The organism is Kiloniellales bacterium (assembly GCA_030066685.1).
In the GTDB taxonomy this organism is placed as follows: Bacteria; Pseudomonadota; Alphaproteobacteria; order Kiloniellales; family JAKSBE01; genus JAKSBE01.
The window spans coordinates 264,376-283,749 of sequence record JASJBF010000003.1 but is presented as its reverse complement, the minus strand read 5'-3'; the positions used below and the strand labels follow the sequence as shown (position 1 = coordinate 283,749).

General features: G+C 67.5%; 15 protein-coding genes. 9 read left to right on the top strand and 6 right to left on the bottom strand.

Annotation, left to right across the window (positions count from 1 at the left end; genetic code table 11):
• Positions 1-149 precede the first annotated feature (149 nt).
• Positions 150-833: a hypothetical protein gene (locus QNJ30_05075; GenBank protein MDJ0942810.1), complete on the top strand. Its 684-nt coding sequence runs from the start codon at positions 150-152 to the stop codon at positions 831-833.
• A gap of 12 nt (positions 834-845) precedes the next feature.
• Here the strand turns inward: QNJ30_05075 and QNJ30_05070 are convergent, their stop codons facing one another.
• Positions 846-2,588 carry a phosphoenolpyruvate hydrolase family protein gene (locus QNJ30_05070; GenBank protein ID MDJ0942809.1) on the bottom strand — a complete coding sequence of 581 codons (1,743 nt, stop codon included), beginning with the start codon at positions 2,586-2,588 and terminating at the stop codon, positions 846-848.
• 379 nt (positions 2,589-2,967) lie between these two features.
• Between QNJ30_05070 and QNJ30_05065 the strand changes: the two genes are divergently transcribed.
• The 3 genes from QNJ30_05065 to QNJ30_05055 all read left to right on the top strand — a co-directional run bounded on the left by QNJ30_05065 (position 2,968) and on the right by QNJ30_05055 (position 9,469).
• On the top strand, positions 2,968-3,570 hold the full coding sequence (locus tag QNJ30_05065; protein MDJ0942808.1) for a sigma-70 family RNA polymerase sigma factor: 603 nt from the start codon (positions 2,968-2,970) through the stop codon (positions 3,568-3,570).
• 149 nt (positions 3,571-3,719) lie between these two features.
• Entirely contained in the window at positions 3,720-7,976 is a 4,257-nt protein-coding gene (locus QNJ30_05060) for a protein kinase (GenBank protein ID MDJ0942807.1), read from the top strand.
• The gene (locus QNJ30_05055) at positions 7,973-9,469 is read left to right on the top strand and encodes an FAD-dependent oxidoreductase (protein MDJ0942806.1); all 1,497 of its coding nucleotides are present in this window, start codon (positions 7,973-7,975) and stop codon (positions 9,467-9,469) included. The genes QNJ30_05060 and QNJ30_05055 overlap by 4 nt, the downstream gene beginning before the upstream one ends.
• Before the next feature lie 118 nt (positions 9,470-9,587).
• Here QNJ30_05055 and QNJ30_05050 read toward each other — a convergent pair whose 3' ends face one another.
• Together QNJ30_05050 and QNJ30_05045 are read right to left on the bottom strand one after the other, a co-directional pair.
• Entirely contained in the window at positions 9,588-10,553 is a 966-nt protein-coding gene (locus QNJ30_05050) for a hypothetical protein (GenBank protein MDJ0942805.1), read from the bottom strand.
• Positions 10,554-10,769: 216 nt separating this feature from the next.
• Positions 10,770-11,798 carry a lipase family protein gene (locus QNJ30_05045; protein MDJ0942804.1) on the bottom strand — a complete coding sequence of 343 codons (1,029 nt, stop codon included), beginning with the start codon at positions 11,796-11,798 and terminating at the stop codon, positions 10,770-10,772.
• Positions 11,799-12,382: 584 nt separating this feature from the next.
• Between QNJ30_05045 and QNJ30_05040 the strand changes: the two genes are divergently transcribed.
• Both QNJ30_05040 and QNJ30_05035 read left to right on the top strand, forming a co-directional pair.
• Positions 12,383-13,381 carry a hypothetical protein gene (locus tag QNJ30_05040; GenBank protein MDJ0942803.1) on the top strand — a complete coding sequence of 333 codons (999 nt, stop codon included), beginning with the start codon at positions 12,383-12,385 and terminating at the stop codon, positions 13,379-13,381.
• Positions 13,382-13,502: 121 nt separating this feature from the next.
• The gene (locus QNJ30_05035; GenBank protein MDJ0942802.1) at positions 13,503-15,134 is read left to right on the top strand and encodes a PDZ domain-containing protein; all 1,632 of its coding nucleotides are present in this window, start codon (positions 13,503-13,505) and stop codon (positions 15,132-15,134) included.
• A 172-nt stretch (positions 15,135-15,306) separates the two neighbouring features.
• On the opposite strand, the gene QNJ30_05030 is transcribed toward QNJ30_05035, so the two are convergent.
• The gene (locus QNJ30_05030) at positions 15,307-16,305 is read right to left on the bottom strand and encodes an FAD-dependent oxidoreductase (protein MDJ0942801.1); all 999 of its coding nucleotides are present in this window, start codon (positions 16,303-16,305) and stop codon (positions 15,307-15,309) included.
• A gap of 108 nt (positions 16,306-16,413) precedes the next feature.
• On the opposite strand from QNJ30_05030, the gene QNJ30_05025 reads away from it, so the two are divergent.
• Positions 16,414-17,061: a histidine phosphatase family protein gene (locus QNJ30_05025; protein ID MDJ0942800.1), complete on the top strand. Its 648-nt coding sequence runs from the start codon at positions 16,414-16,416 to the stop codon at positions 17,059-17,061.
• 124 nt (positions 17,062-17,185) lie between these two features.
• On the opposite strand, the gene QNJ30_05020 is transcribed toward QNJ30_05025, so the two are convergent.
• Complete coding sequence (locus QNJ30_05020; GenBank protein ID MDJ0942799.1) at positions 17,186-17,839, bottom strand: CIA30 family protein; 654 nt, start codon at positions 17,837-17,839, stop codon at positions 17,186-17,188.
• Positions 17,840-17,882: 43 nt separating this feature from the next.
• On the opposite strand from QNJ30_05020, the gene QNJ30_05015 reads away from it, so the two are divergent.
• Both QNJ30_05015 and QNJ30_05010 read left to right on the top strand, forming a co-directional pair.
• Entirely contained in the window at positions 17,883-18,308 is a 426-nt protein-coding gene (locus QNJ30_05015; protein MDJ0942798.1) for a DUF4149 domain-containing protein, read from the top strand.
• A gap of 21 nt (positions 18,309-18,329) precedes the next feature.
• Entirely contained in the window at positions 18,330-18,656 is a 327-nt protein-coding gene (locus QNJ30_05010) for a hypothetical protein (protein MDJ0942797.1), read from the top strand.
• A 170-nt stretch (positions 18,657-18,826) separates the two neighbouring features.
• Here the strand turns inward: QNJ30_05010 and QNJ30_05005 are convergent, their stop codons facing one another.
• A complete protein-coding gene (locus QNJ30_05005; protein MDJ0942796.1) occupies positions 18,827-18,979 on the bottom strand; it encodes a hypothetical protein in 153 nt (50 codons plus the stop codon).
• Positions 18,980-19,374: the final 395 nt, after the last annotated feature.

The following is a 19,374-nucleotide window of genomic DNA, read 5'->3' as shown; positions in this document are numbered from 1 at the left end:
AATTGGGTAATAGTTGCCAAAGATTTGCGAATCATCCGATGCCGGGAGTAAGCTGATGCCGGCGCCCTTGCGCTGTCGCTCCGGTTCAAACCGCGCGGCCTGGCTTTTCTCCACCCGCTTGAGTCGATCTGTGCAAGAGTCCGACGGCCATGGTTGACCGTTTCAGCTGGCGCATCGTCCTGGGGTCGAGGACGCCGGGCGCTAAGGTGGCGATCCCGGAGGCGATCGTGACCCTCGCGCCGGGATTCCGCCACGAGGGCATGCCGAGCGAAGTTGGACTGCTCTTGCCGAACACCGACGGGCCGAAGCGACTGATCGATGCGGTCGTGCAGGATCCCGCCCTCTGCGGGAACGCGGTGCTCGGGCTGTTCCTGGCCAGCCCGTTCCTGAACCTGACCCTGGAAGCCGCGCGCCTTATGCGGGCCGGGGCACGCTGGATCACCAACCTCCCCAGCGTCGAGCAGCAGGACCCGGAGTTCTCCCAGCAGCTGGCCGACGTGGGGCTGGACCGCGGCCGCGAGTTGGCCTGCCTGGCCCAGCTGCGCAAACAGGGCTTTCGGATCGCAGCGGTCGTCGCCGACGGGCCCGGCGCCGCGGCGGCCGCGGCGATCGAGCCGGAGGCGATGATCATCCTGCCCCGTGTCGCCGACTTCGCGGCGGGCTTCCCTTCGCTAAGGCAGCGCGGGGCGGCGGCGCAGGCGGTCGCCGAGGCCGCGGCAGGCGCGGACTGGTCGGGGCTCCTGCTCGGCCTGGCCGAGGGCAGCGATGCGGATCACGAGGCGCTCTGGCCGGACCGCCTGGACGGCCTGGTCTGCCGCCCACGTCCGGCCTGAGCGACGGCGCCGCTATCCCGACAGCCCGAATCTACGGATCTTGTTGTAGAGGGTCTTGCGCGACATCCCCAGCGCCTCGGCGGTGCGCGTCCGGTTGAAGCCGTGTCGCCAGAGGGCGTCGACGATCCGGTCTTTCTCGGTGCGGGTCCCGGGCCCGGCGGCCTCCTCTTCCTGCGGCAGGAGCAGGAGCTCGGAGGGCTGGATCGGCTCGTGTCCGGCGAGTCCGGCCAGCGCCCCGAGCAGCGACCTCAGCTCCCTCTCGTTGCCCGGCCAGAGGTGGGCGTGCAGCCGCTGCAGCGCTGCGGAGGAGAAGGACGCCCGGTTCAGGGACGACCGCGGGCTCTCCGCCGCCAGGGCCTCGAGGCTCGGCAGCAGGTCGTCGATCCGCTCGCGTAGCGGCGGCACACGCAGGAGCCAGCCGGCCAGATGGGCGACCAGGTCCGCTTCCAGGCCGGCGCCCAGCAGCTCCTCCGCCTCGCGGCCCTCGGTGACCGGGACCTCGCTGACCAGGACGACGCGCGGCACCACTGGCAGGGCGCGCCGCGTGCCCGGCGCCCGGAAGACGCCCTCCCACAGGGCCCGGGCCAGACGCCTCTGGGTCGCCGGCGGCAGGCGCTCGGGGGCATGGATCACCAGCAGCTCGATTGCGCTGTCGGCCAAAGCCGGCCGTTGCCTCGCGATCGTCTCGCGATGGCCGAAGATGATGCCGCGCGCCCGGGCCGGGAAGTCTTCCCCGGCGACGTCGACCTGGACGAGGGCGCGGCCGCCCTTCTTGCCGGCCTGGCTGCCCAGCGCCTTGAGGACCGGCAGCGTGGCGATCCCCTTCTCTGCCAGAAGCAACACCGGGTCCGGCGTCGCCGCCAGGGCGCGCAGGCGCCGCAGGAAGTCGAGCTGCGCCTTCGAGCGGCCGACGAAGCCGAAGCGCCGGGACCAGGCCACCAGGCCCGCGCTCTCGCCGTCCAGCGCGGCGCCCTGCCGGCTGGCCTGCCGGAATCGGTCGATCTGGTCGGCGACCGAGTCTTCCAGCGGCATGCGCTCGATGGTGGAGCCGCCGACGTAGCCGTCGATCGGGGCCAGGCTGAGGACCCTGCCCAGATCCTCCGCAGTGGCGATCGGCCCACCCTCCAGGAAGAAACGGGTCTTGGGATTGATGCGCTTGATCAGCCGGCCGATGTCGCGGGCCGTGGTCGCGACCTCCTCGAGGGTCGCGCGGCTGCGGTGGCCGAGCGCGCCGCCGACGTTCCAGCCGAGGTTGAGGCAGATCAGGTCGATCCCGGCGTCCGCCGCAAGCCGCGCCTGGGTCCGCGTCGCGCAGTAGAACATCGAGGTCAGGCCGGCGTCCTGGACCGCGCGCAGCTGCGCGACCTCGCGCTCGATGCCCCGGCCGGCTCGGGCCAGGATCTGCTGCATTGGCCGCGAGTAGTGCATGCAGCTCGGAAAGTTGACCGCGCCGGCGAAGCCGGCCGTGCGGACCCGCGCCGCCTGGGCCGCCGGATCGAGGTCCCGGCCCCAGACGTTGACGCCCAGCAGGACCGGGATCCGGCACTGGGTCAGCAGCTCCTCGCGGGCGAAGCCTTCGGTCAGCCCGTCGGCGTCGAAGATCGGCAGCATGCAGGCGATCGAAGGCGCGCCCATGTTGCGCAGCCGGCCGGCGTTGATCGCCAGCAGGAAATCAGCGCCGCCGCGCTCGGCCGCCAGGGCGGTGTTCCCGGACCCGATGGCCGCGCCGATCAGGAATTTCGCAGAGAACGGCACGCCCTCACGCCCATCCCGAAGCTGATGACTCTCGCCCAAAGCTAGCCACAGGCCTCGTCACCCTGTCCAGGAAGCGTGTCGTCCAGGAAGCGTGTCGGGATATCGAAGCGGCCTCGAACCGGCCGAAGGCCAAGACGACCCTGCGCCGGACTTCAACCTGAGCTCGCAGAATGTCAAGGCGAACCAGGTCCGAAGTGGGACCGCGCCATTCGCAGCAGAGAGTCGTCGCGCCAGCGCGCACCGCGACAAGCCTCTGACCTCAAATGGACAGAGCCCGCCGCGGCGATGCGACTCTTGGCAAATGCCGGAACGGGGCCCTGGCCTCTCCTGATACCAAAGGTTGTCTGCCGGTTGGATTCCGGTCGATTTTCTTGCTAGCGTGGATTTCCGCGAGGGACTGATTGCCTTGATAGACGAAGACAAATCCATAACGCAGCTGCTGATCCGCTGGCGGAGTGGCGATGGTTCGGCGCTGGGTGAACTTACGCCTTTGGTTTATGACCAGCTCCGGCGTTTGGCGGATCGCTACATGCGCGGCGAGCATGCCGGCCACACCCTGCAGGCCACCGCCCTGGTGCACGAAGCCTATGTCCGGATGGTCGACATGGAGGTCTCCTGGGAGGACAGGGCGCATTTCTTCGCTCTCTCCGCCCGCATGATGCGCCGAATTCTGGTCGACCACGCGAAGGCGCTTCGACGCGCCAAGCGCGGCGGCGGCGCAGTCAAGGTATCGCTCGATGAATCGCTGTTCGTCGACAGCGATTCCGTGTCCGGGCTGGTGGATCTGGACGATGCCTTGACCGGCCTGGCCGCCTTCGACGAGCGCAAGGCCCGGATTGTCGAGCTCCAGTATTTCGGCGGCCTCACCTACGACGAAACGGCCGAGGCTCTGGGCCTGTCGGCGGCGACGATCGACCGCGAGCTGCGGCTGGCCAAGGCCTGGCTGTACAGAGAATTGAGCCCGGAGGCCGGGGCCGACTGAGCCAAAGGCCAAGGGCCCGGCCGATCATGGCGCGGTTCGGCGCGGGCGTCGCGGAACGGGGTGGAACTATGCTTCGGAGCCAAAGGCAGGAGTTCCCGCGAAGCCGCCCCGGCACCTCTCAAGCCGCCTCCTGCAGTGGGTTGCCTTGAATGGATCTCCATCGCTGGCAACGGGTTCAGGAGCTGTTCGAAGCCGCGCTACAGCGCGACGGCGCGGCCCGGCTGGAGTTCCTGACCGAGTCCTGTGGCGACGACTCCGATCTGCTTGAAGAGGTGACGTCGCTGATCCGAGCCGACGAAAAGGGCGGGGCGCTCCTGGACTCGCCGCTGCCCGCGGCGGCCTTCTCCGAGGAACCGCGGCTGCGGCCCGGTGACAGCTTCCGGCATTATCGGATCCTCGGCCGCTTGGGGACCGGCGGGATGGGGATCGTCTACAAGGCCGTCGACACGCGTCTCGAGCGGGCTGTGGCGCTCAAGTTCCTCTCGGAACGGCTGATCGCCGATCGGAAGGCCAAAGAGCGCTTCCTGCTCGAAGCGAGAGCCGCATCCAAACTGGACCATCCCAACATCTGCACGATCTACGAGATCGGCAGCCCGGGCGACGACGCGATCTTCATCTCGATGGCCTTCTGCGAGGGCCAGACCGTCGAAGCCCTGATCGAAGCAGGACCGCTGCCCGCCGACCAGGCCATGGGCATCGCCGTTCAGGTCGCCGACGGTCTGCGACAGGCGCACGCCCAAGGAATCGTCCATCGCGACATCAAGCCGGCGAATGTCATCGTCACCCCGGAGTGCACGGCCAAGATCGTCGACTTCGGAATCGCCAAGCTTCCGGGGATCAGATTGACCGACAAGGATGCCCAGATCGGAACCGTGGCCTACATGTCGCCCGAGCAGTTCAGGGGCGAGGCGATCGACCATCGATCGGACCTTTGGTCCCTCGGCGTCCTTTTCTACGAAGCCTTGACCGGTCGGCATCCCTTTCCCGGCGACGATCCGGCAACGATCCTGCACGCGGTGCTCCACAGCGATCCGACGCCGCCTTCCTATTGGCAGCCCGGATCTCCCCAGGCGTTGGATCGGATCGTCGCCCGCGCCCTCGCCCGGGATCCCGACCGGCGCTATCAGACCGCCGGGGCGTTCCTGGCCGACATCGATGCGCTGAGGGACCCATTGAGCGCCGAGGGCGCCCGGCATCGCCGGCCTGCCGATGCCGAACGCGCCACCGGACAGGAAGCGCCGGGGCCGAACGCTCTGACGCAGCCCGGCGAACGCGCGCCCGGATCGGGCTACGGCGAGCGGCCGGACGCGTCCGCCGGCGGCGAGCTCCGCCAGGTGACCGTCCTGTTCATCGAGCTCGACGGCCTCGGCTCCCGACTTGAGCCGGAGGACCGGCACCATGTGCTCGAGCGCTACTTCGACGCTGTCGATCAGATCGTCGAGCGCTATGGCGGAATGGTCGACAAGCAGATCGGTGACAGCGTCATGGCCGTCTTCGGCGCGCCCTTGGCCCATGACGACGATTGCGAACGCGCCCTGCGGGTCGCCAGCGACATCCGGCGTCGCATGTCCGAGCTCCGTGAGGAGTTCGGGCTCGGCCTGCGGGTCCGGATCGGCATCGCGAACGGGCAGGAAATGGCCGGCGGCTTCGGCCGAGGCCGAGACAGCGCCTATACAATCACCGGCGAGACGGTGAACGAGGCCGCCCGTCTGGCGAAATCGGCAGACCCCGGCGAGACGCTGATTTCCGACGCGGTCTTTCGCAACGCCGCCGGCCTACTGGACGTCGAGGCCTGGCAAAGCCCGCAGCCGACCGAGGACCAAACGCCGGTCTGGCGGCTCGTCGGCCTGCGCGGAACCCCTGCCTCCGGGGCCGGCGCCTTCGTGGGCCGGCGCGCCGAGCTGCGCCAGCTGGCAGCGATATCGGAAGACTGCCGGGAGAGCCGGCGGGGAGAGGTGATCCTCCTGCGCGGCCAGGCCGGGATCGGCAAGACCAGGCTCTTGGCGGAGTTCCGCACCCTCGCAGAGCGTGACGGCTTCAGGTGCCATACCGGCCTGGTGCTCGATTTCGGCGTCGCCGAAGGTCAGGACGCGATCGGGATCCTTGCCCGGAGTTTCCTCGGGGTCTCGTCGGACGGCACGGTCGTGGAACGCCGGCATGCGGCCCAGACGGCATTCGCCGAAGGCTGCGTGACTGCCGAGCAGCAGGTCTTCCTGAACGACCTGCTCAGCCTTCCGCAGCCGCCGGCGCTGCACGCGATCTACGACGCGATGGACAATGCTACGCGCAACCGAGGCAAGCAGCAGACGATGGCGGCACTGCTCGAGGGGGCGGCGGCACGGGGTCCGGTCCTGGTCGCGGTCGAGGACATCCACTGGGCCGACGCTCTGACCCTCGAGTACCTGGCGGCGATGGCATCGGCCGTCGCGGCCTGTCCGGCCCTGCTGGTCATCACTTCCCGGATCGAAGGCGATCCGCTGGGGCCGTCCTGGCAGGGTGCGGTTCAAGACACGCCGCTGATTGCCATAACCCTGGCGCCCTTGCGCAACGAGGAGGCCGAAAGCCTCGCGATCGAGTTCATGGATACGACGAGCCCCCTGGCCCGGCGCTGCATCGAGCGCGCCGAGGGCAACCCGCTGTTTCTGGAGCAGCTCCTGCGCAACGCGCGCGACACGCCGGAGGAGGACACACCTTCTTCGATTCAGAGCCTTGTCCTGGCGCGGCTGGATCGTCTGCCGGACATCGACCGCGCCGCCCTTCGCGCCGCCTCGGTCGTCGGCCAGCGCTTCTCGATCGATGCCCTCCGTCATCTGCTCGACCAGCCGGACTACGACTGCAGCGGCCTCCTGCAGCACTACCTGATCAGGCCGGACGGACCCAGCTACCTCTTCGCCCACGCCCTGATCCAGGACTGCGTCTACGCGTCCCTGCTCAAGACCCGGAAGCGCGAACAGCACCTGCGCGCGGCCGAGTGGTTCGCAAGCCGCGACGCCGCCTTGCGCGCCGAACACCTCGATCGCGCCGAGGACCGCATGGCACCGCAGGCCTATCTCGAGGCGGCGCGGGAGCAGATGACCGTCTTCCGCTACGATCAGGCCCTGCGGTTGGTCGAGCGCGGGCTCGCCATCGTTCGCGACGCCCCCGAAAGGCATGCCTTGAGCTGCCTGCAGGGGGAACTCTTGCGCGAACTGGGCTCGGTCGCCGCTTCGCTCGACGCCTTCGAGGCGGCGCTCGAGGTCGCCGAGGATGACACAAGCCGCTGCCGGGCCTGGCTCGGCCTGGCCGAGGGCATGCGCCTCTCCGACGACTACGACCGGGCCTTCGAAGCGCTGGACCGCGCCCAGTCTCTGGCGGCGCGTCACCGCCTTGCGCCGGAACTGGCGCAGCTCCACTATCTGCGCGGCAGCCTCTGCTTCCCGCTGGGCCGGATCGAGGCCTGCCGCGAACAGCATGAGGCGGCGCTGGAGAACGCCAGGCGGGCCGGCTCGGCCGAGCGCGAAGCGCTGGCGCTCAGCGGCCTGGGCGACGCCGCCTATGCCCGTGGCCGCATGCACAGCGCCCTGGCGCATTTCCGGGACTGCCTGGAACTCTGTGGGCGCCATGGCCTGGGACGCATCGAGGCGGCCAACCGTTTCATGATCGGGACCATCCGGATCTATCTGAACGAACTGGACGGCGCCCTCGAAGACTCCCTCGCTTCGGCCGAGCTGGCGGCCCGGGTCGGGCACAAGCGGGCCGAGATCGTCTCCCGCCTCACCGCCGGCTGGGTCCTCATCGACCAGGACCGCTTCGACGGCGCGCGCGCGCAGGCGGAGTCGGGGCTCGCGATCGCCCACAGCCTGGGCGCCAAGCGCTTCAAGCCCTTCCTGAACGAGAGCCTGGCCCGCATCCGGCTCGCCGAGGGCGATCGGGCCGGCGCGCTCGAGCTTCTGGACTCGGCCCTCGGCGACGTCCGCGAGGGTGGCGCGACGAGCTTCATCGGCCCCTGGCTGCTGGGCACCATCGCACTGGCGACCGATGACCCGGAGCGGCGCCGCGCGGCCCTCGCCGAGGGCGAGGAGATCCTCGCGGGCGGCTGCGTCGGCCACAATCACTACCGCTTCTACCAGGCCGCCATGGAGGCGACCTTGGAGGCCCACGACTGGGACGAGGCCGAGCGCTACGCCGCTGCCCTGGAAGCCTTCACGCGCCCGGAGCCGGTTCCCTGGGCCGATTTCTACATCCGCCGGGCGCGGGCCTTGGCCCTGGTCGAGCAAGGCCGGGGCGGAGCCGCGGCGACCCGCGAGCTGACGGCGCTTCGAGAGGAGGCCCGGACCATCGGGCTGCTGTCCGCCACGAGCCTTGTCGAGAGAGTTCTGGCACGCAACGCAGGCAAGACACCACCGAGGACGGGAGGCAAGCAATGAAGATCGCGATCATCGGAGGCGGCATCTCAGGACTGGCGACGGCACACAAGCTGCTCGAATTGAATGACGGTCTGGGTGAAGACGAAAGATACGAGGTGACCCTCTTCGAGGAGGACGACCACTTGGGCGGCAATGCCCACACCGCCCAGGTCTCGCTCGGCATCGACGAATCCGGTAAGCCCTTTTCTCGCTGGGCCGACCTCGGCGTCAACGATTTCAACCACGATACCTACAAGAGAATCGTCAACATCATGGAGCAGATCGGGTTCGAATACGAAAAGGACTACCGGCTGCTGGAGGACACGGCTTGCTTCTATACTTTAGACGGCGGGATCCAATACACGATTGACGGGGCTTGGGGTACCAAGATGCCAGCGAGCCTGGATGATGAATTCGAGAGATTCAGACGCGCTGCGGTCGAGGACTTTGAAAAGAAGGAGTTTCGCGACAAATCGGTCAAAGACTATCTGAGCGAGAAGGATTTCTCTGAAGATCTCGGCCGCCTGGTGCTCTATCCGCGCATCAACGGGATGTACTTCGTCGACGAGACCGGCCCCGGTGACATGCCCCTGAGCGCGGTCATGCACTACTACATCATTCAGGAGGGCTGGCGAGAGAAGGGCCAAAACGCCGACGAGAATCCTAAACGCATGTATTTCGTCGATGGCGTGGGCGAGTTCATCCGGAAACTCACCGCGCATATCCAAGGCATGGGCGCGACCGTTGTCACCGGCTTTCGGGGGGCGGTCGCTGCCAGACCGGGCGACGAAGGCGTCGAGGTCTACGACGCCGCCCAAGGAAGTACGGCGCTTGCTCAGCGTTTCGACAGGGTGGTCCTCGCCTGTCACGCCGACGACGCGCTTCGCTGCCTTAAGCAGGGCGCCAGCGACGAGATGGTCCAGATCCTGTCCAGCATCAAGTATCTGAACAGCCTGTCCGTCTGCCATACCTTCGCGGGCGTCTTGCCCCCCAACCGCAACGCCTGGCGAACATACAACATCCTCATTCACCAGCCGCCGAACAAGGCGATGAAGCCCTATACCATCACTTATGTCTGCAACCGGCATCAGAACGACAAGACGAACGCCGACTACGACAAGTTCGGACTGCCCCAGTTCTTCGTGACCCTTAACCCGCCGGTACCGATTCCCGACCAGTTCGTGCTGAAACAGGTTGAGGAGACCTCGTGGTTCAAGAAGGAAGACCCGGCCGTCACCTACCTCAAACACAACGTGCTGAACTTCGACTGCTTGGAGGCCCAAATGCTGCTTTGGGACAAGGACAAGAAGGTCCAAGGCACAAACAACCTCTACTTCACTGGCGGCTGGACCAACGGCGCCGGACTGATGGAAGAATGCTGGAGATCGGGCAGCTGCGTGGCGGAACTGATCCACGATCCGACCTATGAGTGCGAGGACATCTACAACTTCGACCCGCAGGCGGAGCACTTCGCGCCCCGGTACCTGCGCGACGCGGCCAGCGCCAAGGGATAGCGCGTTCTCCGCTTGCGTGAGTTCGGCTGCGGACGGCGCGCGTCCGTCCGTCGGCCGAAATCCCTGAGAAAGGGCGTGTACCGCCGGGAACATGCCGGCGGTACACGCGTCAGGCGGCTCAAGCGGCCGCCTGCTTTTCGCCCATGGCTTCGGCAAGCTTGATGCAGTCCGCGACCAGCTGACAGAGCGCCGAGACCAGGTTCAGAAGCGCCGCGGCCAGTGCCGCGCCGGCGGTTCCGATCAGCCCCACAAGAAAGCCCGCGAGGCTGAACAGCGCCGAGGCCACGGCCCAGCCGCTGCTGAAGATCGCCTTGAAGATCGCCTTGATCGGGGTCCAGAGGTGGTTCCAGCCGAACTTGGCGGCCGCCCAGACCCCATCGGCGATGGCCTTGATGTAGGTCTTAACCAACTCGCCCAGCTTGCTGCCCGCACTCCTGAACTCCGGAAGATAGGGCCGGATCTTGTCGAGAACCCGGTTGACGAAGCCGAGGAAGCCGTCCTTGGCCTTGGTCACGATCTGCCGCACGGCCTTCTTCAGATCGCCGTCGATGGCGAAGGCGACGCCGGCCAGCGCCGCGATGACGAAGACCACGTCGAGCGCGACCATCGCCAGCTCGAAATAGGGAAAGGCCGCACGGCCTTCCGCCGTCTCGAGATCGGCGGTCAGGATCGCCTCGCCGTCGACTTCCAGCCGCACGACCTGTCCGTGCTGAACCAGCTGCACACGGGCGAGCGCGGCCTCGAGCCAAGTCCGGACCTTGTCGTCCATCTCGCCGCGGACCATGGTCCGGGTGAGATCGGTCCGGGCTTTGTCCGCGAGGGCGTCGAGGTCCTGGCCGGCGAAGACCTCTGGCTCGAAGCTGCCGGCTTCGATCTCTTCGCGGATCTCGGCAATCGCTCGGTCGACGTCGGCCTCCGTGACGGCCTCACCGGCGCCGGCAGGCGGTGCCGCCGCGGGAGCCGCAGTCTCCGGTGCTTCGGTGAAGGCTGGAAGGCCTCCGGCAAGGCGGGCGATATCGGAAGGGTCGAAGTAGCTGGGGTCGTAGCCGATCCCGGGATGGGCCTTGGAAATGGCGAGTGTCATGACGGGTCTCCATCGAAAAGTGTCTTGCTTGGGATTTGCCTTCGGCGGAGGAGCCGCCAAGGCCGAGCGCGAGGGCTCGAATCTGGAAGCGACAAGGGGCCTCGGATTCCCTCATTACCGCTTTGGTTTTCCGAAGCGTCCAAACCTTGGGCTGGCTCTAAGCGGTGGGAGCAGGAGCGCGCCGGCCGCAAGGTCGCGGCCGGCGCGGCGGCGGCGCTATTCGGCGGCGGCGGAGGCCGGTTCTTCCTCCTGCCGGACACTTTCCGTCCAAGACGGAACCCTGGTCGACGGCGGACACTCGCTGACCATGGGAAAGCCCGTGACCGCGTCCTCGAAGCCGTGCACCCAGACCTGTGGATCTTCGTACACGGCCTTCGACAGAACGCTTTGGTAGTTCGCGCTCGAATGCCTGGCCTTAAGCCGGGTTACCTTCCCGACTTTCTCGCCCCTCTTGAACCGGAAGGCGACGAGGAACTGCTGGCCGACGTGCCGGTAGTTGAAGAACCCTTCCGGCGGATCCGAATACAGCCATTCCGGCGGCAAGGACGGCACCCAGTCATAGTAGTTTGCGACACGGTAGGTGGCGGTCTCGAGGCCGAAGGTCTTGTCGTAGGCGGCCTGCCAGTTGTCGTCGCCGACACGCGGACTGGCGAAGGTCGTGCTGGCCACCTGCAGGTCTGAACGGCTGGCGGCGAGGTCGAGGGCGAAGAGGCTCGCCAAAGCGCCGCCCAGGCTGTGGCCGGTGACGAGCACCTTCTTGGGCGCGGGATCGAGCGCCGCGAGCTTCGTGAAGAGCTGCACCTGCATGGAAGCGGCCATGCTGCCGCACCTGTCGGCATAGATCCCGTTGAAGCCCGCGCCGACCCGGACGTTCTTGGAAAATCCGGAGGCGTCGTAGGGCTTGAACGGGACGGTCCTGATATAGAGGTCCTTGATGATGTCCCAGATCGAATCCGTGCCCCGAAAGGCGACGAGATAGGTTCCGGCCACGGCGGTCGACCTGAAGATGAGCCCAAAGCGCTCCTCGGGGTAGGCATAAAGCCCTGACCGGTCTTCCTGAGCGGCCTCCAGAAGAAGCTTCACGCATCCTGTGAAGCGATCGACGAATTCATAGCCCTCGGGCTCGACCACATGCCTCTCGCTGAAGTCGTCATAGGCGGAGATCGAAGCGACGAGCGAGTCGAGGGTCACGTCGGGATCGACGTGGACCTGCTCTATGGGACAGGCCGCGATGGTTTGTGACATGGCTGAGTTCCTTTCCAAGAATGAGGCTCCGACGGGGTTCTGCGCTCGGCAATGGCGGGGCCTTGGTTCAACGCTCTGCGGCAGCGCCGCACGCCGGCGGATACAGCGACGTTCGATCAGGGATCATCTGGTCGGTGCCGCCGATATGCAGGAGCGGCTCAAGGCTTCAACAACGTGCTTCTCCCTGCCGTCTGCATGCGGTGGCGAGCGCGAAGGCTCATCCAGGAAAGCGACGTGGCGAGACGGAATCCCTCACGACCGGATCACTTCGATCGCGCCATCACGGCAAATCTGGTCTGCTCATTGTCCCTCGCCGGTTTCTCCCCGACCGGTAAGGCTGCCGATTCGGGAGCGCGCCCGACCGTTGGCCAGGCTGTGGCCGGAGAATTTTCGCGTTCGGAGTGAGGGAATCCCGGCCGCTTTGTCGCTTCATCTCGTAAGCGGGCGTGGTCACGCAAACCTGGACTTGGACGGCCACGACGCGGACGCGAGGGGGGCTCGGGCGGCAGGGACTCGAGACGCGCGCACGAACCTCCTTCGCTCTCACCAAGTCGCGAACCGGCTCGAAGCCAAGGAGAAAGACGATGAAGCAGCAACAAACCAACCGCCTTACAGACTGGCAGAAGTCTTGCCATCCGGGTGCGATCCTGGCCGCGGTCGTTTTCGCCGTCAGTCTGAACACGCGGGCCCATGCGGCCCTGGTCGACGTCGAAGGCCCGCTCTCCGACCAGACGGTGCAGGAAGACGCGGCCGCCGCGCCCCTCCTGCAGATCGCGAAGGGAGGCAAAGGAAGCGCCGGCTCACGCAGTTCCCGCAGCAGTCGGAGCAGCGGCTCGATCGGCAGCCGCGGCAGCCGAGACCGGGCCGGATCCCAAGGCCGCCGCGGCGGAAAGCGGGACAACGGTCTAAAGGTCCGCTTCAGGGATCAGCGGGCACCTTCGGCCGGAACCGGCCGAAAGGGCGCGAGCCCTCGACCCGGCAGTTCCAGCGCGGGCAAGAACCGGAACGCAAAGAACTACGAATCGCCGAGGCAAAAGCGCTGGGGAACGAACCTGGGTCACGGGCCGATGGTCGAAAAGGGCAAGGCTGCGGCCAGGACCCCGGAAGCTGGACCCAGCCGAGGAACCCCGGGTCCCCGCCAAGGCGGCGCGCGCTCCAAGAGCCGTTCCGGCGGCGCCGGGATTTCCCACCGGAATGTCGGGAGCGGCGATCCCTTTCGGGGCAAGGACAAGGGCAAGCAGCCGGTCCGAGATGCCGGATACGAAGCTCAGACTGGCACGGCCTCGCCCGGTCAGCCGAAAGCCGGGACCAGCCGATCCCGGTCCGGCGGCAATCGCGACGCGGGTGGCCGCGGCCCAACCCCCGGCGGGAGCGGCCAGCGCAGCGGCAGCGCGCCCGCCGGCTCCCGGCACGTGACCTTTGCGCCGACACAGACGGTCCATGGGCAGGGTCGGTCCATCGCCAACGTCCCGGGCAACCGCGCGACGGTGGGACGCCCCGCCGAGGGCGGCACCGTGAAGTTGGACTGGCGTTCGCAGGAACCCCGGTCCGATTCGACGCAGTCCCAGTCCGATTCGGAGTGACAAGGGAGCCGGGGCTCCGCGCCGAGCCCCGGCCACCAGACGCCTAAGGAAAAAAAGGCGACCCCATGCCGGCAAAAAATGACCGGCCGCTTCCCGGGCGTCGCAAGCAGGAGGAAAGATCATGCAGAAGCACATCAAGTCAGCCAGGACTTCGCGCCTTCTTCAGAGCCTGATGGTCCTCGCCGTCCTTTCGGGCTGCGCCGCCCCGCAGAGCAAGCAGGAACCGCGCCCGACCTATAGTTACAAGGAGCCCGTCCTGCGGCCCGGGATCTTCGCCAAGAACTACGTCCGCTTGGTCGAAGACACCGCGAGCTGGCTCGCACCGACCTACTTCGCCGGCCTGGCCGCCGACACGATCACGACCGACGACCTGGAACGCACGGGTCTCGAGATGATCGAGAAAGGCTACGTCATGGTCGGCTACTCGACGGTCAACACCCGCGAAGCCGGGATCGACAAAGCCGGTTGGATCGGCTCCGCCCGCGACGCCGCGGTCTGGGCCGGCGCGGACGTGGCCGTGGTCAAGAAGGACTTCAGCCACACCGCCACTGTCCAAGTCGCGGCGCAGGTTCCGCTCGAGGTCGAGCAGGAGAACCTGCGGACGACCGGGGGGTCGGTCGGCATCTACGGCGACACGACCACGTCGAGCGGCACCGAGACGAGCGACACGCGCTATCAGGACGCCAGCGCCACGCTGCATCGGGATTCCAGCAACAGCGGTTATCGGGACTCCAGCCGTTCGAGCTACCGCGACGAGACCAGGACCTCCTGGCAGGAAGAGGGCTCGCATTGGGACATCGGCGGCGGACTCGGCATCGACAAGCTCTTCGGTCCCTCGGCGAGCCTGCAGGGCGGCTATGGCGAGCACAGCGCGCAAGGACGCAGCAACGCCACGAGCGTCGGAAACAACGTCACCTCGAGCCGCGGCTCCAGCAGAACCGTGAGCAGCGGAACGAGCAGCACCGGCAGCTTCGGCCAAAGCGGCACCTCGGGCCAGCACAGCGGCGAGTCCCAGACCGTCGGCGGCTCGCAGCAGCAGTTCCAAGACAACACCGTGCGGGAACGTACGCTTTGGGTCGCGCAGCTGATGGACAAGGAGGTGGACCACTACGTTCACGTGGTGACCTTCTGGCGCAAGGTCGTGCCCGACCCCCTCGGGGCGACGACCAGCGACCTGCCGCCGGAGCTGCGCCGCGAACTGCAGACCAATCGCGGGGCCCTGGTGCTGGGGACGGTGAAGGATCTGCCGGCCTACCAGGCCGACCTTCTCAGCGACGACGTCCTGCTGGCCTTCAACGACGTGCGCATCCGCAACACCGACCACCTCTACCGACTGACCCGCGCGCATGCCGGCCAGAGGGTGGAGCTTTCCCGGTGGCGCGACGGCGAAACGGCCACCGTGACGGTGCCCCTGCTGTCCCTCGATCAGAGCGGGCCGCGGCGAAACGGTATCCTGGAGGTCGAGTTTGCTGACACGAAGGAGCTGGATCAGGGCCTTCGCAACTACGTCTACCAGCACTACCGCAACGCCGAGCTCGAGATCGACGAAGGCGCGCTGATCAAGCGGGTCTACCCGGCCTCGACCGCCGAGCGCAAAGGACTGCTGCCGGGCGATGTGGTCCTGGAAGTCAGCGGCGAAAGGACCAGCGGCGGCCGCCGCGTCACGGAACTGCTGCGGCGCTATCGCGGCCAGACCGTGCCGATCAAGTTCCTGCGCAGGGGTGAGCCCTCGACGGTGCAAGTCGGGCTGTGAGGAAGCCCGCTCGGATACCGGAGCACTCGACACCGAACGCATCCATCCGCAGAGGGTCGCCTTTCAAGCACGGGCCCGTTGCCGAGTCAGGCACGGGCCCGTCGACTTTACACACGTCTGGATTCGCGGCTCGGGACACCTGCAGGCTCGGGACTGGACGCGAGCCGGAACATCAAGGGCCGGCCGAGGCATCGACCACGGCCTGCGCGATCGCTTGGCCGCTCTGGAAGGCGCATTCGACGCGCGCGCCCAGGCACCAGTCGCCGCCGAGGAAAAGCCTGCGCTGCGCCAAGCTGAAGAAGGGCTCCCCGAGCGGCGCGGTCGTGCGGGCGTAGCGCCAGCGATGGGCGACCGCCGCCTCGATCTCAGGCAGGCGGACGGCAAAGGCCCGCGGCAGCATCTCGGCCATCATCGCGGCAACCCGGTCGCGCTCAAGCTCCAGGTGGCGCCGGCTCCAGTCGGGGCCGGCGTGGACGACCCAGCACTCCTTGCCCGGATCCCGACCCGGCTTGGAGCCGTTGCGGGCGATCCAGGCGAGATCCCCCGATGCCGAGCGCCGGACCTCGAAGCCCGGGTCGACCGGGCCGGCAAAGCGGAGCATCAGGGCCCAGCAAGGCGCGATCGCGACGCCGGCCAGCGCCGCCGCGGCCTCCGGCTCCGACGCCAAAAGCCTGCGTGCCTGCGGGGCCGGTGCCGTGCAAACCACGACATCGAAGCGCTCCCCGGCGTCGAGCGCGGGCCCGGCGACCTGCCAGGCCGTGCCGTCGCGGCGGACTGTGTCGACTTCGGTCGACAGACGGATGTCCATCCCGGCGGAGAGCGGCTTGACGAGCGCGTTCATGGCCGGCGTGCCGACGAACCAATCGCCCCGGGTCGGGTCCGATCCTTCGGCTTGATCCGGGTGCCAGGGCGCCGCCCTGCCCGCTTCTTCGGCGGCCAGTAGAGCGCGCCGGAAAGCCGCCGAACGCGCCGTGACGTACTGGGCGCCATGGTCGAAAGTGGTGCCGTCGCTCATGCGGCGCGTCGCCAGGCGGCCGCCCAGGCCGCGGCTCTTCTCGAAGACCGTGGGCCGGAAGCCCTCCTTCGCGAGCTGCCGCGCGCAGGTCAGTCCGGCCATCCCGGCGCCGATGATCGCAATTCTGGTCTTGGTCGGACTCCGGCCGATCCCCATCTGTCATCCGTGTCGAGAAGCTGATTTATCGGTTTCTACAATACGGTGCCGGCAGCGGCTCGGATCGATCCCCTGCCCCCGGAGACGACCAGATCGAAGGCGAGGAAGATGGCGCAGACTGCTCTGGAAGAGACGCCGGAGGATGGACCCCGATCCGACGGGAAGCCGTGCCTGAAACGCTTCGGGCCTCCGACCGCCGTCGCAGCCCTCGTTCTTGTGGTCTGCGCCTTTGGCCTGCCCGATGGCGCGGCCGCCGACGACGGTGCGGCCTGGGCCGGGCTCCGCTCCGGCGGACACGTGGCCTTGATCCGGCACGCCTTGGCCCCCGGGACGGGCGATCCGGCGGCCTTCAGGCTCGGCGACTGCAGCACGCAAAGGAACCTCTCCGACGAGGGCCGTGCGCAAGCAGCCCGCATCGGGGCCCGCTTTCGCGCCGAGGGGATCGGAAGCGCAAGGGTCTACTCCAGCCAGTGGTGCCGCTGCCTCGAGACGGCGGAGCTCCTCGCCCTCGGGCCGGTCGAGGCGCTGCTGATCCTCAACTCCTTCTACGAGCGGCGCGAGAACGAGGACCGGCAGACCCGGGCGCTGGAAGCCTGGCTGGCGGGCCAAGACCACGATCGGCCGGTCGTCCTGATCACCCACCAAGTCAATATCACCGCCTTGACCGGCGTCTTTCCGAGTTCGGGCGAGATGGTGGTGATCCGTCGATCGGAAGACGGCAGGATTTCGGTCGTCGGCTCGATCGAGACGGAGTGACCGGCAGCCACCCGCGCCGGCCCAAGGCAGCCTGCGTTCATTCGAACGCAGATAAGCTGCTCTATCTCTATGGAATAGATCAAATTATCTGGGCTCAATTGAGTCCAATTGAGCGCAGTTTGATCTAGCGATAGAAGCCGATCTCGGCGACGGCAAGATCGGCGTGGAAGGCCCGGCCGATGGCGACAAGGCCGATCCGCCGCAGCCGCGCGACGTCCAAGGGCGTCTCCAAGCGGTGAGGCGCAAAGGACGCGAAGGGCAGATCGACCGTCTCCCAGGTCGGGCCGGCGGTGAATTCCGCTCGGTAGGATTGCCAGGGCCGGCGATTGTCCGGCGTGCGCAGGTGAAGCGAGTAACGCTCGCCATTGCCGCGGACGAGAAGCCGCAGGCCGCTGTATCCAGAGGCATCCAAGGCCCCGTCCCCGGATGCCAGGTCCAGCGACGCCCGGACGAAGCCGCCGTCGTTCTCCAGCCGAACCTCGCCGGTCAGGCGCAGGCAGGCCCGCCCATCGATGCGGTCCCGGCCGACGGCCGCTTCGGAAATCCCGCCCATGACCCGGTCGCTCACCGCCCGCCAGCGCGTGCCGAGCTTCGAGGTCAGGTCGGAAGCCGCGAAATCATCGATCAGCATGTCAGCACTCTGCGCCCTGGCCTCCGCCGTCCCCAGCAGCACGAGGGCGAGCAAGCCGCAGCATAGAAGGATGAAGCCGGCAAAGCCACGCCGGCCCGCAGCCCCCGCGCCTTGCCGCTTGCTCCGGTCGCCGCACAGCTTCCGCATGTCGGCTGATCTTCCAGCCGGCGTGACTCGTAACGTTCTTATCATGTCCCTTGTGCTCGACATAATAGGCCTGGTCGCCGTGGCAACCCTTTTCGGCTCCATGGCCTTCTTCTCCTTCGTCGTCGCGCCCCTGGTCTTCGTCAATCTGGACGGAGCCTCGGCCGGCCGATTCCTGCGCGGGATCTTCCCCTGGTACTATCTCGTCGTCGGCCTGCTGTCTCTGCTCGCCTTGACCGCATTGGCGGCGCTGCGTCCGCTCGAAGCCGCGGCCCTCGGGTTCATCGCCCTTGGCGCCGTCGTCGCGCGACAGGTGTTGATGCCGCGGATCAACGGTCACCGGGACCGGATGCTCAGGGGCGATGCCGAAGCCGAGGCCGGCTTCAACCGCCTGCACCGGCTCTCGGTCTGGATCAACGCCGTCCAGCTGCTCGCCGCCTTCGTCGTGCTGCTGCGTCTGGCCGCCGCCTAGCGTCGGGAAAAGGAGACTGCCGTGAAGAAACTACCGTATCTCGCGCGCACGGCCGCGGGCGAAAGCTTCGACATCGAGTTTCCGCTGCACCCGGAGACCCGCGACGCCGTCAGGGTCGGACAGCTGCTCTCCGCCATCTTAGATGCGATCGACAAGGACATCGGACTGGCCAGCGACACCAGCAACGGCGATGTCCTCCAGGCCGCCGCCATGGCCGTGGCGATCCGCGCGCGCATGATCCAGGCGCCGCCGGCGGCCGTGGAGACGCTCTCGCTGCAGCTCCTGCAGACTGCCCTGGCGGCGGTCGAGGACGCCGTCCATCACAGTCCCCAGGTGGGCCACGCCTGAATGCGCCGCGGCCTTCGGTCGGCCGCGACGCCCTGGCCCTACCACCTAAGGCCTTACACGATCAGATGGACCCGCTTCGAAACTCAGCTGGCGGGTTGCAATGGCGTTTTTTGCGACGTTTCAAAGCACGGCTCCCGGCCAGACGCGAGGGCGTCCGATCGGGATGTGCGCTAGCGCCGGAGCTTCCGATAGCGGGTATCGCGCCGCTCGGTCAGCGCGGCAGCGCCGCCGGTCAGCCCGAACACGAACTCCTCGCTGGTCCAGAGCCCGCCGCCGCCCTGCGGCCGGCGGGGCTCTGCATAGCGGTCTCTGCCCTTCGCCATGACGTCTCTCCTTTCGGATTTCTGCGGTGGCGGGCGATAAACGCGGCCAGGGCGACCCCCAGCCGAACCAATTCGGCAAAGGGGTACTGGGGATAGGTCTCCTCGAAGGACGGCGGAGCCCTGTGGGAATTGTTCATGACACATCGCTCCATCAAGAGAGTTCAGGCCGCCTCGCGTCCGGAATTCGCAAATGGACGGACTTAGACGCTAAGACGCGCAGCGTGAATCGCGCGTCGTGCGGATCGGAAAAGGAGCGTTAAATCGGCTCGGATACGGCCGGCACCGGACCGCTTTGCACGAGGACCTGCCGGGCGCGAGAAACGGCCGCCGGGCTCGGACCGGCGGCCGTTGGATCCTGGACGCTTCCATCGCGTCGAGATATGGCGCCCGAAGAG

Excerpts from the sequence above, each read along its gene's own strand:
- QNJ30_05075 (MDJ0942810.1), top strand. The coding sequence starts at position 150 with ATGGTTGACCGTTTCAGCTGGCGCATCGTCCTGGGGTCGAGGACGCCG.
- QNJ30_05060 (MDJ0942807.1), top strand. The coding sequence starts at position 3,720 with ATGGATCTCCATCGCTGGCAACGGGTTCAGGAGCTGTTCGAAGCCGCG.
- QNJ30_05055 (MDJ0942806.1), top strand. The coding sequence starts at position 7,973 with ATGAAGATCGCGATCATCGGAGGCGGCATCTCAGGACTGGCGACGGCA.
- QNJ30_05050 (MDJ0942805.1), bottom strand. The coding sequence starts at position 10,553 with ATGACACTCGCCATTTCCAAGGCCCATCCCGGGATCGGCTACGACCCC.
- QNJ30_05045 (MDJ0942804.1), bottom strand. The coding sequence starts at position 11,798 with ATGTCACAAACCATCGCGGCCTGTCCCATAGAGCAGGTCCACGTCGAT.
- QNJ30_05040 (MDJ0942803.1), top strand. The coding sequence starts at position 12,383 with ATGAAGCAGCAACAAACCAACCGCCTTACAGACTGGCAGAAGTCTTGC.
- QNJ30_05035 (MDJ0942802.1), top strand. The coding sequence starts at position 13,503 with ATGCAGAAGCACATCAAGTCAGCCAGGACTTCGCGCCTTCTTCAGAGC.
- QNJ30_05030 (MDJ0942801.1), bottom strand. The coding sequence starts at position 16,305 with ATGGGGATCGGCCGGAGTCCGACCAAGACCAGAATTGCGATCATCGGC.
- QNJ30_05025 (MDJ0942800.1), top strand. The coding sequence starts at position 16,414 with ATGGCGCAGACTGCTCTGGAAGAGACGCCGGAGGATGGACCCCGATCC.
- QNJ30_05020 (MDJ0942799.1), bottom strand. The coding sequence starts at position 17,839 with ATGCGGAAGCTGTGCGGCGACCGGAGCAAGCGGCAAGGCGCGGGGGCT.
- QNJ30_05015 (MDJ0942798.1), top strand. The coding sequence starts at position 17,883 with ATGTCCCTTGTGCTCGACATAATAGGCCTGGTCGCCGTGGCAACCCTT.
- QNJ30_05005 (MDJ0942796.1), bottom strand. The coding sequence starts at position 18,979 with ATGGCGAAGGGCAGAGACCGCTATGCAGAGCCCCGCCGGCCGCAGGGC.